Raw genomic sequence first — 15,418 nt, forward strand, 5'->3', positions numbered from 1 at the left:
GAGCAGCCATGAGCGGACAAAGCATCACCGGAAAGCGCCCACGCGACGATTCGCGGCGACGTGTGGCCACATCGCGTCGGCTGTGCGCGATGGTGCTCGCGCTGTCGATTCCGTTGGCCGCGCTCGCCGCGGGGCAGCGCACTTTCGCCACCCCTGAAGACGCGGTCGCCGCGCTGTCCAGCGCACTGAAGACCGACGACGAAGCGTCGCTCGTCGCGATCTTCGGCGAAGCGCACAAGAGCCTCGTGGTATCGCCGGATCAGGCGGAGAACGAGGCGAACTGGGCCAAGGCGAGCAAGGAGATCGAGGCCTATCACGTGCTCGACGACAGGGGCCCGAACCGGCGGATTCTGCTGGTCGGCGACGAGGCGTGGCCGATGCCGATACCGATCGTCAAAGAGGACGGCACCTGGCGCTTCGCCACCGAGCAGGGCGAAGAAGAACTGATCAATCGACGGATCGGCGCCAACGAACTCGAAGCGATCAAGGTGCTGCAGGCTTATATCGGCGCGCAGCGTCAATACGCGTCGCGCGACCGGAACCACGACGGCCTGCTCGAATACGCGCAGAAGCTGGCCAGCACACCCGGCAAGCAGGACGGTCTCTACTGGCCCACCGACGAAAACAGTGACGAAGAAGAGAGTCCGTTCGGACCGCTCGTCGCCGCGAGTTCCGAATATCTGAAAGGCCACGCGGCGGGCGATCCTTACCGGGGCTACCATTTCCACATCCTGACGCGGCAGGGCAAGAACGCGCCGGGCGGCGCGTTCAGCTACGTGATCAACGGCCACATGATCGCGGGTTTCGCGATGGTCGCTTACCCGGCGCGGTACGGCACGAGCGGCGTGATGACCTTCGTGGTCAACAACAACGGCGTCATCTACCAGAAGGACCGTGGCGCGCACGCGCCGCCTGTGACCGAGTTCAATCCGGATCACACGTGGCAGCGCGTCAAGGATTCGCTCTGAGCCGCTCCGGGTTGGCTGAGGCGAAGGCCGTACAGCGCGCCCGTGCTTCCGTCAGGTCCGCTTCCGTACTCGAGGCGCTACGTTGAACCATCCACAGAGCGTCACCGGCCGCGCGTCTTCCACGCCACCCGCGCGCGGGTGGCGCTGCGCGTTTCCTCCCGCGCAGTGGCTGCGAAGCTATCAGCCTCGATGGCTCGCGAAGGACGCGGTCGCCGGCGTGACGCTCGCGGCTTATGGCATTCCGGTATCGCTCGCCTATGCGTCGCTCGCCGGCTTGCCGCCGCAATACGGCATCTACGGCTATCTGGTCGGCGGCCTCTGTTATGCGCTGTTCGGCTCGTCGCGCCAGCTCGCGATCGGCCCGACCTCGGCGATCTCGATGCTCGTCGGCGTGACGCTCGTGCCGATGGCCGGGGGCGACCCCTCGCGCTGGGCTTCGATCGCGGCGCTCACGTCCGTGCTGATCGCGTGCATGTGCGTGATCGGCTGGCTGCTGCGCTTGAGTTCGCTCGTCAGCTTCATCAGCGAGACGATCCTGCTCGGCTTCAAGGCGGGCGCCGCGCTGACGATCGCGATGACCCAGCTACCGAAGCTGTTCGGGGTGAAAGGCGGCGGCGAATTCTTCTTCGAACGGATCGCCGTGCTGTGGGGGCAGCTTCCGCTGACCAACCTCGGCGTGCTCGGTTTCGGCCTCGTTTGCATCGCGTTGCTGCTGCTCGGCGAAAAGTTTTTGCCGGGGCGTCCGGTGGCGCTCGCCGTCGTCGCTGCCTCGATCGTCGTGTTGTCCGTCACGCCGCTGGCCAGCCGCGGCTTCACGCTCGTGGGCGCGCTCCCTCAAGGCTTGCCTGAATTCCGTCTGCCCGGGCTGCGGCTGCGCGATGTCGACGGCATCGTTCCGCTGGCGTTCGCGTGCCTGTTGCTGGCATACGTCGAGAGCGTTTCGGCCGCGCGCGCGCTCGCGCAGGCACATGGTTACGAGATCGACGCCCGCCAGGAATTGCTGGGTCTCGGCGCGGCCAATCTGGCGGCGGGATTGTTCCAGGCCTTCCCGGTTGCGGGAGGGCTTTCGCAATCGTCGGTGAACGACAAGGCCGGCGCGAAAAGCGCGCTTGCGCTGGTATTCGCGTCGCTCGCGATCGGCTTCTGTCTGATGTTCCTCACCGGACTGCTGGCGAATCTGCCCAACGTCGTGCTGGCGGCGATCGTGCTCGTGGCCGTGAAGGGCCTCGTCGACGTCGGCGAACTGCGTCATGTGTGGCGCGTGAGCCGCTTCGAATTCGCGATTTCGATGGTGGCGTTCGCGGCGGTGCTGTTGTTGGGCATCCTGAAGGGCGTCATCGTCGCGGTGCTCGTGTCGATGCTGCTGATCATCCACCGCGCTGCGCATCCGCATGTCGCGATGCTCGGGCGTATTCCCGGCACGCGCTATTTCTCGGATATCGAACGTCATGCCGAGAACGAGACGATTGCGCATGTGCTGGCGGTGCGTGTCGAGGCGTCGTTGCTGTACTTCAACGTCGAGCACGTGCGCGAGACGATCTGGCGCATGATCCACACCGCACCCGAACCGGTCCGGCTCGTGATTTGCGATCTGTCCGCATCGGCGGTCGTCGATCTGGCGGGCGCGCGCATGCTCGAAGCGATGCACGGCGCGCTGGAGGCCGCGGGCGCCGCGATGAAGGTCGTCGGCGCGCACGCGGACGTGCGCGACATGCTGCGCGCCGAGGGGCTCGAAGTTCGTGTCGGCCACATCGGCCGACGCGGCTCGGTGGCCGACATCGTTGACGCATTCCAGCAAAACGGCGATTTCGCGGACGACGCGGATCGCGGATGAACTCGAGGAGAAACCCATGTCACGTCAATTTCGTCCTGGCGCGGGCGCGCCCGCACTCGACGCCGCGTACGCCCACACGATCACGCAGTGGCTTGCGGCAGCGGCGCTGCTCGCCAGCCCCATGTTGTGTTACGCAGCGAACCTGAACTTTCTGAAAGACACGCCCATTACTTACATGCGCGAGGCCGACCGTAAAGCGCTCAACGACGCGGCGCAAAAGGCGCTCGATACAAAAAAGGATGGCGAATCGTACGAGTGGAGCAATGCGGGCACCGGCAATTCCGTGTCGATCAAGGGCACGGTGACGCCGCAGGACACGACGAAGGACGGCGATCGAACCTGCCGGACCGCGACGCTGACCGCGGTCGCGAAAGGACAGACCCAAACGTGGACGCCGATCGTCTGCAAAACCGGCAATGGGCCGTGGAAGATTCTGAAGCAATAAGCGCATGCGTGTCGCTTCATACGCCTCCGAACATGGCGGCGTCGCCGCGCCGCCCGAGTTGCACGAGCACGTACCATTTGCCCTGTTGATGCATAATTTGTCCAGCGTTTCGCGGCTCATGCACAAGGCAAACACATGGAACACTCTTACGCTAACGACGATACCGGCAATCTGATCCTGCTCGAACATGTCAACCTGAAAATCCCCAACCAGATTCTCGCGACCGCCTTCTACGTCACCGGCCTTGGGCTCACGCGCGATCCGTTCGTGATGACCGGGGTCGAGAATATGTGGATCAACGTCGGCCGGTCGCAGATTCACTTGCCGCACGGGGCGGCGCAACGTCTGCGCGGCAGTGTCGGTCTCGTGGTCGGCGAGCTCGAAGCGCTGGTGAGGCGGCTGCGCTCGGTTGAACCGCTGCTCGCCGGCACCGCGTTCGGCTGGACGGAGCGCGCAGGCAGTGTCGAAGTGACGTGTCCGTGGGGCAACCGCTACGAGTGCCTCGATCCTTTCAATCGATCCGCGTCGGCTCCGTGGTCGGACATCGATCTGGGCATCGCGTTCGTGAAGATGGATGTGCCGGTCGGCAGCGCGTTGCCTATCGCGCGCTTCTACCGCGATATGTTCGATGCGACCGTCGACATCGAAGAGAAGCATGGATTGCACCGCGCGGTGATCGATATCGGCACGCATCAACAACTGCTGTACGCGGAAACGACCCAGCCCATTCCTGAATACGACGGACACCATATCGCCATTTACACCGCTGCTTTTTCGGGGCCGTTCACACGGCTCGCCGAAAAAGGTCTGGTATATGGAGAAGAGCCGCATCAATACCGGTTTGCCGACCTGCTCGATCTGTCATCCGGAGAGCGTTGCTTCCGGCTCGAACACGAAGTACGGAGCCTGCATCACCCACTTTACGCGCGCCCGCTGGTGAACCGGAATCCTGAACAGACCAACCGGAACTATCAGCAGGGGGCCGATTCGCGCGGCGGCCGGTTCTGATCGGCTCAACGAGCGGCGGCAACGCGAAGCGACCGAGGTGAAAACGCGACGATCAGGGCGGCGGTCAGCGACCACAACGGTGCACGCTGATCGCTCGCCACTCCTTAACGATTTAATCTAGAAAATCCACAACACATCGCCTACCCTTAAACGAGCCGGTTTTCCGCGGACCCGTGCATCACTTCTCCCCTCTCTGCGAAGCCGACCCGTCCTGACAAAGCTAACAACGATTCGAAGTCGTACGCTTTTGTCGTCTGCGAGGGTTGCGCCATCGTGCTCTTTCACGCTGTCGTCCGCGTGGATCCATGTCGCACTCCTGCGCTGCAATTCATAGGAACAATAAAAAGCTAGGAGACGCTCATGCCATTCAACCGTATTCAGGGAATTGTCGGCCTGCCACTGCTCGCCATCGCGTTCGGCTTGCCTGCGGCTCATGCCGCCGACGAAGTACAGAACAGCTCGACCACCACCGCCGCGCCGGTGCCATCGAGGCTTCAGCCTGTGACCCAGGATCAGCTCGATCGCGCCGGCAGCATGACGGCGGTCTGGCTCCATCCGAACGGCTCGTACGCGCAGACGCGCTATTACCCCGGCTCGCAGATCAACCGGACGAACGTCGCGAAGCTCAGGCCGGCGTTCATCTTCCAGACGGCCGTCAACGAGTCGATGGAAACGGCGCCGATCGTGAAGGACGGCGTGATGTTCCTGACCACGTCGTTCGATCACGTGTACGCGATCGATGCGACGACGGGCAAAGAGTTCTGGCATTACAAGCACAAGATGGGTCCGGTCACGACGTTCTGTTGCGGGCCGAACAATCGTGGCGTCGCGATTTCGGGTGACCGGCTCTATATGGGCACGCTCGATTCCAAGCTCGTCGCGCTCGACGCCAAAACCGGCAACGTGCTGTGGCAAAGCCAGATCGCCAATCCCGACGAGGGCTACTCGGAAACGATGGCGCCGACGGTCGTCGACGGCAAGGTGCTGATCGGCACGAACGGCGGCGAGTACGGCATTCGCGGCTTCGTGAAGGCGTACGACGCGAATTCCGGCCAGTTGCTGTGGACCTTCTACACGATTCCGGAAACCGGCCAGGAAGGCGTGTGGGCCACCAAAGACGCGACCGGCCGCGACGAGAAGCGCGACATCGACGCGGAGAAGAAGCAGTTGGCCGACAAGGGCGGCGACTTCTACAAGACGCTCGGCGGCGGCGTGTGGATGACGCCGGCGGTCGACCGGAAAACGCACACGGTGTACTTCGTGGTCGGCAACCCGTCGCCGGACCTGTATGGCGCGATCCGGCCGGGAGACAACCTCTATACGGATTCGCTCGTCGCGATCGATCTCGACACCGGCAAGTACAAATGGCACTACCAGTACGTGCCGCACGACGTCTGGGACCTCGACGCAGTGAGCCCGCCGGTGCTGATCGACGTGCGCGACAACGACGGCAAGATGATCCCCGGCATCGTGCATGCGGGCAAGACCGGTAACGTGTACGTGCATGATCGTGCGACCGGCCGTCTGATCCGCTTCTCGCAGGCGATGATTCCGCAGGAAAACATGTGGACCCTGCCGACAGCAGCCGGCGCGCGCATGCTGCCGGGCGCGAACGGCGGCGTCGAGTGGTCGCCGATCGCGTTCGATCCGCAAACGCGCCTCGTCTACGCGGCCAACCTGAATCAGCCGATGACGTACCAGGTCGAGGACGCCGCCTATCCGGGCGGCAGCAAGCTGTGGCTGGGCGGCGCCTTCAAGCTGATTCCGTCCGAGGCGCAATGGGGCAAGCTGTCGGCCGTCAACGTCGACACCGGCAAGATCGCGTGGGACTACAAGACCGACCAGCCGCTGATCGGCGGCGTACTTGCAACGGCGGGCGGTCTCGTGTTCAACGGCGAGGGTAACGGCCTGTTCCGCGCGTTCGATGCCGCCACCGGCAAGAAGCTGTGGGAGTTCCAGTGCGGCGCGGGCGTCAACGCGCCGGCCGTGTCGTACATGGTCAACGGCAAGCAGTACATCGCGGTCGCGGCGGGCGGCAATACCCAGATCGACTTCAAGCGCGGCAATAGCGTCGTCGTGTTCGCGGTGCCATGAGGCGGCCGGCGCCGCGGGGAGCGCCGGGTGGGGCGCGCGCTGCATGGGTGGCGCTGCTGTGCGGCGGACTGATCGCCGCATGGCTGCCGTCGGGCGCGCGCGCCGACGCCGAGGCGGGCAAGGCGAAAGCGCAGGTGTGCGTGGCCTGTCATGGGCCGATGGGCAATTCGACCAATCCGGACTATCCGATTCTGGCCGGGCAAACCGCGCGCTACCTGTATCTGGAGCTGAAGGACTTCAAGCAGGGACGGCGCAGCGATCCGCGCATGTCGCCGATGGCGGCGAACCTGTCGAGCGAGGACATGCAGGACCTCGCCGACTACTTCGCCGCGCAGAAGCCCGTATCGGTGCCGTTCAACGCGGATGGCGCGAGCATCGAGGCGGGCCGCAAGAAGGCCGCCGAGCTGTTGTGCACGATGTGCCACCTGGGTGGCTTTTCCGGGCAGAACGAGATTCCGCGCGTCGCGGGCCAGCAGTATCAGTACATCGTCAAGCAATTGCAGGACTTCCGCTCGCACACACGCACCAACGATGCGGGCAACATGACCAGCGTGACGCGTAATCTGTCCGACGACGACATCCATCATCTGGCCGCTTATATCAACAATCTGCATTAGCACGGGGAAGACACCATGACAGACATGTTCACTCGGCAGCTTGCGGCCGCCGTTCTGCTCGCCAGCGCATTCGGCGCATGGGTGCCGGCGCTCGCCCAGGACCAGGGGGAAATCAACCGCCAACTGCTCGCGGCCGCGAAGGACGACGATCAGCAGTCGGTCGTCGCGGCGCTGCAGCGCGGCGCGTCGGTCGATGCGATGAACCGGATCGGCGACACCGCGCTCGTCACCGCGTGCAAGAAGGGCGATACGGCGATGGCGCGCACGCTGATCGAGCGCGGCGCGAACGTGCAGCATGCGAACGCGCCGGGCGATACACCGCTGATGGCCGCTGCCTACGGCGGCTTCGACGAGATCGTCGCGCTGCTGCTCGCGCATGGCGCCGAGCCGCTCGCGACCGATCGCGTCGGCAAGACCGCGATGGAATACGCAGCGGGCCAGGGGCAAACGAAGGTCGTCGGTCAGTTGCTCGATGCGGGCGTCGACGTGAACCGGACCTACAAGAACGAACTGACCGCGCTGATGTGGGCGGCGGGATACGATCGCGCGGAGACCGCCCAACTGTTGCTCGCGCGCGGCGCGAACCGGTCGTTGAAGGACAATCGCGGGATGACGGCGAAAGATATCGCGGTGCAGACGAAGTCGGAGCGCGTCGCGGGGTTGTTGTCGGCGGGTTAGCGACTCGAATCACGCACGCAATGCCGGCCGCGCTTGCGCCAGAATCGCCGGCAATGCCTCGAACGAATCGATCAGCGCGTCGCAGCGCGGCAGGTCGGTGCCGCTCGCGCTGCCATAGCCGTAGCTGACGATGAAGACCGGCAGACCGGCCGCGCGCGCTGCCGCGACATCGACCGATGAATCGCCGACCAGCACGCAACGTTCGGGCTCGACGTCGAGCAGCCGGCACGCGTGCCAAAGCGGCTCGGGCGACGGCTTCATGCTCGCCACGGTGTCGCCCGCGACCAGCCCGTCCAGATAAGCGGCAAGCCCCGTTTTGTCGAGCAGCGCCGCCGCCAGCGCCTGCGGCTTGTTGGTCACGCACGCGCAGCGGTACCCGTGCTGCTGCAACGCGCGCAGCCCGGCCATCACGCCAGGAAAAACCCGACCCAGCGCCGCGTTGGTCACCGCGTAGTGCCGCTCGAACACGGCCTGCGCGTGGTCCAGTTCGACGTGCTCGCCGAGGCCCGCCGCATCCAGCGAGCGTTGCACGAGCTTGCGCACGCCGTTGCCGATGAAGCCGGTCACCCTGTCGTACGGCAGCGGCGTGGCGCCGAAATCCGTCAGCATCAGGCCGGCAGCCGCGACGATGTCCGGCGCGGTATCGACCATCGTACCGTCGAGATCGATCAGGACAGCGTGGTAGTCGCGGTTCATTGCCGTGACGCGCTCGCGTTCGCCTGGTCCGCGTTCAGTGCGCCGTGCGCGGCCGAATCGGGACGACGCGTGGCGTCTTGATGCCAACGGCGCAGTGTCGCCAGGTCCACCCAGCGATGCCATTCGCCGCGCACCATCGGAACGATCGGCGCGTGCGGATCGCCGAGATGAGGCAGCACGGCCAGCGCGCCATCGAAGTCCTCGCGCGCGGTAAAAGCGCTCGGCGTGACCACGACGGGCACGCGCGCGGCGCGCGCCGCCAGCAGGCCGTTGCGCGAGTCCTCGAAGGCGAGACAGGCCGCGGGCTGCAAGCCGAGCTGTTCGAGCACGTGGCGATAGACGTCGGGGGCGGGCTTTTTTGCCGGCGTGGTGCCGGCGTCGCCGATCGCCGCGAAGCGATGGCGCCAACTGGCGCCGAAATGCGCTTGCAGCAGCGCGTCAAGGTTGGCGGGCGTCGTGGTCGTCGCGATCGCCACGCGTAGACCGGCCTCGTTCGCCTCGTCGATCAGACGCGCGATGCCGGGTCGTAGCGGCACGCCGCGCTCGCGCATGCGCTCGGTGTAGTGGCGCGTCTTCAGCGCGTGCAGCGCGTCGACGGCCTCTCGCGCTCGCGGGCCCCCGGCTTCCTCGCACTCGACCGTGCGCCAGTAATGCAGCAGACGCTCCTTGCCGCCCGCCACTTTCAGCAAGCTGGAATAGAGCGCTTCGTCCCAGAACCAGTCGAGGCCCGCTTCGGCGAACGCGGCGTTGAAGGCGTGCAGATGAGCAGTCTCGGTGTCGGCGAGCGTGCCGTCGACGTCGAAGATGAGGGCTTGCATCGTGCGGTCCTCGCAAGGGTGGGGTGCCGTTCAGACACGCACCACGATAGCCGAGCCGTCCGCCGATTCAAATTCAGAGATTCTTTCGCCGCCGATAAGCGGGACTTTGTGTGCCGGCACGCACCGAACACGCACGCCGCGCCGCGTCATTTGCCCAACTGCGGATCGGTCACGAAGCCCAGCTTCGTCAGTCCGCCACGCTGCGCCGCTGACATCACGATCGCCACCCGCTCGTACGGCACCTTGCGATCGGCGCGCAAATGCAGCTCCGGCTGCGGCGTCGCGAGGGCGGCTTGCGCGATGCGCGCGCGCAAGGCGTCGTCGGTCACGGGCTGACCGTCCCACAGCACCGTGCCGTCCGCCTGCACCGCGACGTCCACGTGCGCGGGCTTGAGCGCTTCCGGCTGACTGCTTGCGTGCGGCAGATCGATCCTGACCGCGTGTTGCAGCGCCGGAATGGTGACGAGAAAAATGATCAGCAGTACCAGCATCACGTCGACGAGCGGCGTCATGTTGATCTCGTTCATCAAACCTTGATCGTCGTCGTCGGAGAAAGGGCTCATTGCCATTCGAGGTCTCCGTCGCGGTTTGCGTTCGTCGCGTTGGTGCCGCGCGGCACCACGCGCATCTGCGGCCCGGCGCTCGACGGCAACTGCGAGCCGGTCACGAAGTACGCGTGCAAGCCGTGCGCGAAGCGCTTCAGGCGCGCGACGATCGAGCGGTTCGCGCGCGTCAGACCGTTGTAGCCGAGCACGGCGGGAATCGCGACGAAGAGCCCGAACGCCGTCATGATCAGCGACTCGCCGACCGGGCCGGCGACATGATCGATCGAGGTCTGACCGGTCTCGCCGATCACGATCAGCGCATGGTAGATGCCCCACACGGTGCCGAACAGCCCGACGAAAGGCGCGGTGCTGCCGATCGACGCGAGAATCGCGAGGCCGCTTTGCAGGCGCGCGATCGTCTCGTCCATCGTGTCCTGCAGACGCCGGGTGATCCAGTCGGACACGTCGATGCGGTCGTGCAGATGCTGCTGCGTCTGCCGATGGTGCGTCGCGGCTTCATGGCCCGCCAGCGCGAGCGCGAGCAGCGGATTGTCGTGCGCGCCCGATTCCGGATGGCCGAGGCTGCGCAGCCCGTCGTCGAAGCGGTCCGCGCTCCAGAAGCGCGCGTCGCTCCGGGTTGCGCGTCTGAGGCGGATCAGTTGCCACAGCTTCACGATGATCACCGTCCACGACAGCACCGACATGATCACGAGCACGCTCAGAATGCCGCGCGTGACGATATCACCTGAATCCCAGACGTTTGCGAGTCCGTAGTGTTGCATGGCGAGTTCCTTCGTTTGGTGTCCCTGGTCTGTTTGGCGGTGCGCTCACCCTGTCGCGTCACTCGGTCAGTCCGAACACGAACGACTGCGAGTATGCGGCGCGCACCGGCGTGCCGTTTTCGGTGTACGGCTGGCAGGCGCCCGCATGGACGGCGGCGAGTGCCGCGTCGTCGAGCCGCGCGGAGCCGCTGCTGGTTTGCAACTGCGCCGTTTCGATATGCCCGCTCAGCCCGACGACGAAACGCACGATCGCCGTGCCATGCTCGCCGCGCCGCTTCGCGATGTCGGGATAGTCGGGCTTCGGAATCGAGCAGTCGACGTGCGACACGTTGCGCGGCTCGGTCGACGCGGGCACCGCCGGATGGACGGCGGGAGCCGATGCCGCCGACGGCGCGGCGGCTGTTGGCACGGCGGCTTGCGTGACGGGCTGCGCGGTGCTTTCGCGTGTCGGAGACGGTGTCGGCACAGGCTTTTCCACACTGCGCGGCACCTGCGCGCGAGGCTGCGGCGCCGGTTTGACGCGCACGGCGGGGTGCGTGACCGGCGGTGTTGGCGCCGTCGGAACGACAGCGGCGGGTGGGGGCGGCGCGGGAGGTGAAACAACCGGAGCGGGAGGCTCGGGGCTCAGCAGCGACGCGGTGATCGTGCGCGGCTCGACCGGACGCTCGACGATCCGGTTACGCGCGCTCAACGCGATGGCGAGCAGCACCAGATGCGCGACGATCACGGCGCCCAGCACGATGGCCGCGCGACGGTAACCGGCCGCGGCATTCGTAGGACTTCCTGGGTTCACCATGGCAACTTGCAGCATCATCGCCACCTCCGCGCTCATTGTCCCCCGCCGACCCCGCTTTTCAAACCCGCGACGGCCGGCGCGAAGCAATTCGGGAAAATCTCCCGCCGATCCGCGTTGTCAAACAATCGCCCGGTGGGCTACCTTGAAATGATGACGCGAACCATCGCGGCGCCGCCATATCAACCCGGAGTACAACGATGCTGGAGACACGGATTTTCCCCCGACCACCACGCCGTTCCCTCGCGCTGGCCTGCGCGCTCGTGCTGGCCGCGAGCGCCGCGCATGCCGCGGCCGCGCCGCTCGCCTACGTGACGAGCGAGAAGGCCGGCGTCGGCGTGATAGATCTCGATCAGATGACGCTCACGCAGACCTTTCCGGTCGGCGCCGGTGGCCCGCGCGGCCTGAGCCTGAACGCCGATGGCACGCGTCTGCTGGTCGCCAACAAGAACACGAACGATCTCGCGGTGATCGACACCGCCACGGGCAAGGTCGTCCAGCGCGTGAAGATCGGCAAAAACCCTGAATATGTGCGGGTGCGCAACGGCTACGCGTACGTGACCTACGAGCCCGGCGAGGACGGCGGGCCGCCGGGAGCCAAACCCGACGCGAAGGGGGACAATAAGCCCGAAGCGAACGCGGGCAACAAGCCCGGCGCGGACGACGACGACGCGAACAAGCCGCCCGCCGAAATCGCGATCATCGATATGAAAAACTGGCACGTGATCCGTTCGGTCACGAGCGGCCACGAAACCGAAGGCATCGAATTCTCGCGCGACGGCCAGATGATGCTGGTCACCAACGAAGGCGACGATACGGTGTCGATCTATCACACACGAACCGGCGCGCCGATCCGAACCGTGAAGCTCGCGGCGGGCGGCCGGCCGCGCGGCATCCGGCTGTCGCCTGACGGCAAGCATTATGTTGTCACGCTGGAGTCGCTCAGCAAGTTCGTCGTGATCGACGCGCACACGTTCGACGTAGTCAAGACCGTCGACACCAAGCTTGGTCCCTATGGCGTCGCGTTCGGCCCGAACGGTCAGCGGCTCTTCGTGGCCGCCGCGCGCGACAGGGTGGTGCAGGTGTTCGACGGCCACACGTACGAACATGTCGCCGATGTGCCGGTCGGCCAGCGCTGCTGGCATTTCAGCTTCACGCCGGACGGCTCGAAGCTGATGGTTGCGTGCGGTCGCTCCGACGCGGTCTACGTGCTCGACGCGAAGAGCTATCAGCCGCTCAAGCAGATCGGCGAGCTGCCGCTCGCGTGGGGCATCGTCACGTATCCGCACAGCGACGGCTCGATCGAATCGCATTGAGCGAGGCGGGCGAATGAGCTGTTATCGGGTCCTGCCATACCAGTACGTTCGCGCGCGGCACCGCCGCCGCGAGTGCCCGGTCGATGAACCAGAAGGTCACCGTCCCGCTAAAAATTTCCATGTCACTTGACGTCCAGATGAGATTCGTCGCATCCGCAAGCGATGCAACGAGCTCGTTCAAGAAGAAGGACTCCCTAAGTCAGCAACCTATATAAGAGAGCAGGCGAGCCGCGGCGCAACCGACTACCTTTTGATGAGCCGCCTGACGGCGAGTCGGACAGAATGCGGGAGCCTGGAAAAAGCCCCGCGGGAGAGGCGATACAAAACATATCTCGTCATCACGCGGATAATCTTCCTGTCGAGGGGCAAGGAGTTCAGCGTGGTTTTTGGAAAGACCTCATAGTCGGACGGTTGCCCAAAACCCAAAAACATCGAGATCTGGTCATTCAACCGGGTGATGAATTCGGTGTTGACGATAATCGGCTCGGACCTTTGGATTTCGCTGTCTACCTGGAGGAAGACGCTTTTCCTGACGAAATTCTTGTTGTTGACGGGCCTCGCTCTGTGTATGCCGTATGTGTTGTAGATCAGCAAGGAGCCACTGGGCATCTTGAAGCTTCTGATCGCGGACTCGTAGTTCGCTTCGATAAACTCGTCGGTATAGTCGCTATATGCCTTTTCGCCCGACCAAAGGTGAGAGCCTTCGATATATTGAAACTCGCCATCCTCGACCTCCGAGACATAAAAAATAAAGATGATTCCCGGAATATGAGCGAATGCTTTGTCAGTCTTGTTGTCGGTGTGCCACTGCATATGGTGTCCACCATATGTTTCATAATAACGCAGCGCTTTCAGCCGGAATTCGTTGCCCAGATATCGCTCGCAGATTTTGAGCACTAACGACGAGGTGGCAAAGTTGTAGAAGGTCTTCGAAACTGCGAGAAGATTGGTCAGGTAGTACTGTTTCTCGGAGTAGACGCCGCTGATGGAGTTTTCATTCAGCCCAATTCTCGTTTGTGTCGCGTCGCGCTCGATGGTTTTCAGCGTGTATTGCGATATCGCCGAGGGGAAGGCGTAATATCCATTTTCATTTAGATCGCTGATGATCTGATCGATGTCGACAGAGAGAAACTCACTGCAAAATAATGCTGCTTCGTTTTGCTTGTCACCGGCCCGGACACGACGTGAGCTTGCCGCTGTCTCGTCGACGCTGATTTCAAGGCTGCAGCCCGAATCGTCAATATTGAGGGGCGCGCTTGCCATTGTTTTCTCCCATGGTTTATTCGACCTCTCACTGCCCGTTTGTCGAATCGAAATGGACAAATGGATGTTAGTTGCAGGGACGTCGTCGAAATCGCGGAGTCGGAAGACGACAAGATTTTGGCCAGCCGAGACCCGAGGCTGCGCCAGTTAGCGAAAAGATCACGAGCCGTGATCTCTGATCGTCTCCCGTTTGTGTGACGAGAACCGCGCCTGGCGCCGCGAAGCCGAAACCGGAGCTGCGGCAGCTGAAGAGGCACCGGCGCCTCTGTTTCATTTGCAACACTCGCGCCGCTCATGAGACGTTCATTGTGTTGCATCGACCGGTTGGATCCGCCGAGCGGAGCCGACTTTCGAATGTCCCAGCTATGGTGCGGGCGAATGACGCTTCATGGCCGCACTGAGACCGACGATCTGACATCGTCTGTCCGACCAGGTCCTACTTTCTACGCAGTAGTACCGTACGAGCCATCTGCCGCCACAGCCGGTCCCTGCTGATCGAGGATTGTTCAATCAGTGCCGTATTGAGGTGACCGTGGCCCGTAAAGCAGCCCGTTCGGCGGCCCGGCATGCAGAAGCCGATAGCTCGTCACTCCGGCAATATCGTGCCCCCTGTCCGTCAGCGAATTCGCAACCTGCTTGATCGCTGCCATGACCAGCATGCCGATCAGGCCACCGCCAGCATTGTTGTTGCCCTCATTGCTGTTGGCGCTCGCACTACCCTGCCATAGCACGTCACCGGTCTTGAGATCGACCAGCCTGGCGGACGCCGTTACTACTGTTGCACTGTCGACGATGTGGTACACGGTGCCGTACTGTGTGATCTTCGAATACAGCGCGGCGTCAGCACCGAAGATCTCCCGAAGCTTCGCGGGGGAGGTTGCCTGAATATCGGCCGGGACGGTCAGGCCGTTCTGGCGGAATGTCTCATCCATCACCGCCACCGGCACCACGTAGTAACCCGATTCGGCGAGTGGCATCGTCATCTGCGAAAGCATGCTGTTCGTCGCCTGCACGTCGGTCGTCTCGTTTTCGGGCGGTAGAACGAGGATTGAGTGCGGCCGGCTGTTCCTGAAAGCGGTGTAATCGGCATGCTTGACGGGTTGCGCACACGCAGCTAACAACGCGAACGTCGAGAGGGCAAACCAAAGTCTGAAAGAAAGGAATCTGGACATGACGGCTCGCTTAGGGCTGTTTCGTTTTATGTTTCATCAGGAAGTCCATGTAGGTGGAGGACTCCGGAAACAGTTGCTTCTCGGACTCGAACTCCTGCATGGCCTGGGTGTCGTTCCCGACACTGGCGTACAGCATGCCCAGTTGCGCATGAAATCCCGGCGGCGGCGTGTGCCCCTTGCCGCTGATGTCCTGGAGGGCCTTTTCCAGCGCATCGATCTGCTCCTGCGGAGCCTTTTCTCCCTTGAGATAGTCGTACACGGCCGGCTGGTAGCCGGTCCACTGGTAAAGCGGCTGGGGGCGGTTCGCCGCGCATCCCGTGAGGAGCATGGCTGTCGCCATTGCTGGCAGACAGATTCCCCGCATCATGCGGCTATGTTTCATCGTGAAT

Annotated in this window: 16 protein-coding genes; 8 read left to right on the forward strand and 8 right to left on the reverse strand. The window is 63.8% G+C overall.

Features of this window, described 5'->3' with window-relative positions; all coding sequences use genetic code 11:
* Positions 1–8: 8 nt before the first annotated feature.
* From OKW38_RS33620 to OKW38_RS33650, 7 genes are all read left to right on the forward strand, one after another.
* The gene (locus tag OKW38_RS33620) at positions 9–968 is read left to right on the forward strand and encodes a DUF2950 domain-containing protein (protein ID WP_429365038.1); all 960 of its coding nucleotides are present in this window, start codon (positions 9–11) and stop codon (positions 966–968) included.
* An 82-nt stretch (positions 969–1,050) separates the two neighbouring features.
* Complete coding sequence (locus OKW38_RS33625; protein ID WP_429365039.1) at positions 1,051–2,802, forward strand: SulP family inorganic anion transporter; 1,752 nt, start codon at positions 1,051–1,053, stop codon at positions 2,800–2,802.
* 16 nt (positions 2,803–2,818) lie between these two features.
* Complete coding sequence (locus OKW38_RS33630) at positions 2,819–3,247, forward strand: RT0821/Lpp0805 family surface protein (RefSeq protein WP_429334366.1); 429 nt, start codon at positions 2,819–2,821, stop codon at positions 3,245–3,247.
* 135 nt (positions 3,248–3,382) lie between these two features.
* The gene (locus tag OKW38_RS33635) at positions 3,383–4,255 is read left to right on the forward strand and encodes a VOC family protein (RefSeq protein ID WP_090808997.1); all 873 of its coding nucleotides are present in this window, start codon (positions 3,383–3,385) and stop codon (positions 4,253–4,255) included.
* A 360-nt stretch (positions 4,256–4,615) separates the two neighbouring features.
* Positions 4,616–6,349, forward strand: coding sequence for a pyrroloquinoline quinone-dependent dehydrogenase (locus OKW38_RS33640; RefSeq protein WP_429334365.1), 1,734 nt, complete (start codon positions 4,616–4,618; stop codon positions 6,347–6,349).
* Entirely contained in the window at positions 6,346–6,966 is a 621-nt protein-coding gene (locus OKW38_RS33645; RefSeq protein ID WP_090809001.1) for a c-type cytochrome, read from the forward strand. The genes OKW38_RS33640 and OKW38_RS33645 overlap by 4 nt, the downstream gene beginning before the upstream one ends.
* Positions 6,967–6,981: 15 nt before the next feature.
* Positions 6,982–7,644, forward strand: a complete 663-nt coding sequence (locus OKW38_RS33650; RefSeq protein ID WP_187611501.1) for an ankyrin repeat domain-containing protein — start codon at positions 6,982–6,984, stop codon at positions 7,642–7,644.
* A gap of 9 nt (positions 7,645–7,653) precedes the next feature.
* Here the strand turns inward: OKW38_RS33650 and gph are convergent, their stop codons facing one another.
* The 5 genes from gph to OKW38_RS33675 all read right to left on the reverse strand — a co-directional run bounded on the left by gph (position 7,654) and on the right by OKW38_RS33675 (position 11,299).
* A complete protein-coding gene (gph, locus tag OKW38_RS33655; RefSeq protein ID WP_429365040.1) occupies positions 7,654–8,340 on the reverse strand; it encodes a phosphoglycolate phosphatase in 687 nt (228 codons plus the stop codon).
* A complete protein-coding gene (locus tag OKW38_RS33660) occupies positions 8,337–9,158 on the reverse strand; it encodes an HAD family hydrolase (RefSeq protein WP_429365041.1) in 822 nt (273 codons plus the stop codon). The genes gph and OKW38_RS33660 overlap by 4 nt, the downstream gene beginning before the upstream one ends.
* A 146-nt stretch (positions 9,159–9,304) precedes the next feature.
* A complete protein-coding gene (locus OKW38_RS33665) occupies positions 9,305–9,727 on the reverse strand; it encodes an ExbD/TolR family protein (RefSeq protein WP_018424565.1) in 423 nt (140 codons plus the stop codon).
* Positions 9,718–10,485, reverse strand: coding sequence for a MotA/TolQ/ExbB proton channel family protein (locus OKW38_RS33670; RefSeq protein ID WP_090809011.1), 768 nt, complete (start codon positions 10,483–10,485; stop codon positions 9,718–9,720). Before OKW38_RS33670 ends, OKW38_RS33665 begins: the two co-directional genes overlap by 10 nt.
* A 58-nt stretch (positions 10,486–10,543) precedes the next feature.
* Positions 10,544–11,299 (reverse strand): TonB family protein, encoded by a 756-nt coding sequence (locus OKW38_RS33675; protein ID WP_429365042.1) that lies wholly within the window; start codon positions 11,297–11,299, stop codon positions 10,544–10,546.
* A gap of 179 nt (positions 11,300–11,478) precedes the next feature.
* Between OKW38_RS33675 and OKW38_RS33680 the strand changes: the two genes are divergently transcribed.
* Positions 11,479–12,594, forward strand: coding sequence for a beta-propeller fold lactonase family protein (locus tag OKW38_RS33680; protein ID WP_222944828.1), 1,116 nt, complete (start codon positions 11,479–11,481; stop codon positions 12,592–12,594).
* Positions 12,595–12,837: 243 nt separating this feature from the next.
* Here OKW38_RS33680 and OKW38_RS33685 read toward each other — a convergent pair whose 3' ends face one another.
* The 3 genes from OKW38_RS33685 to OKW38_RS33695 all read right to left on the reverse strand — a co-directional run bounded on the left by OKW38_RS33685 (position 12,838) and on the right by OKW38_RS33695 (position 15,411).
* Entirely contained in the window at positions 12,838–13,857 is a 1,020-nt protein-coding gene (locus OKW38_RS33685; protein WP_429365043.1) for a phytanoyl-CoA dioxygenase family protein, read from the reverse strand.
* A 506-nt stretch (positions 13,858–14,363) separates the two neighbouring features.
* The gene (locus OKW38_RS33690; protein ID WP_429365044.1) at positions 14,364–15,029 is read right to left on the reverse strand and encodes a DUF799 domain-containing protein; all 666 of its coding nucleotides are present in this window, start codon (positions 15,027–15,029) and stop codon (positions 14,364–14,366) included.
* A gap of 10 nt (positions 15,030–15,039) precedes the next feature.
* On the reverse strand, positions 15,040–15,411 hold the full coding sequence (locus OKW38_RS33695; protein WP_262414938.1) for a DUF4810 domain-containing protein: 372 nt from the start codon (positions 15,409–15,411) through the stop codon (positions 15,040–15,042).
* Between the last annotated feature and the right edge of the window lie 7 nt (positions 15,412–15,418).

The sequence above is a fragment of the Paraburkholderia sp. MM5496-R1 genome, from assembly GCF_050436205.1.
Lineage (GTDB): Bacteria > Pseudomonadota > Gammaproteobacteria > Burkholderiales > Burkholderiaceae > Paraburkholderia > Paraburkholderia tuberum.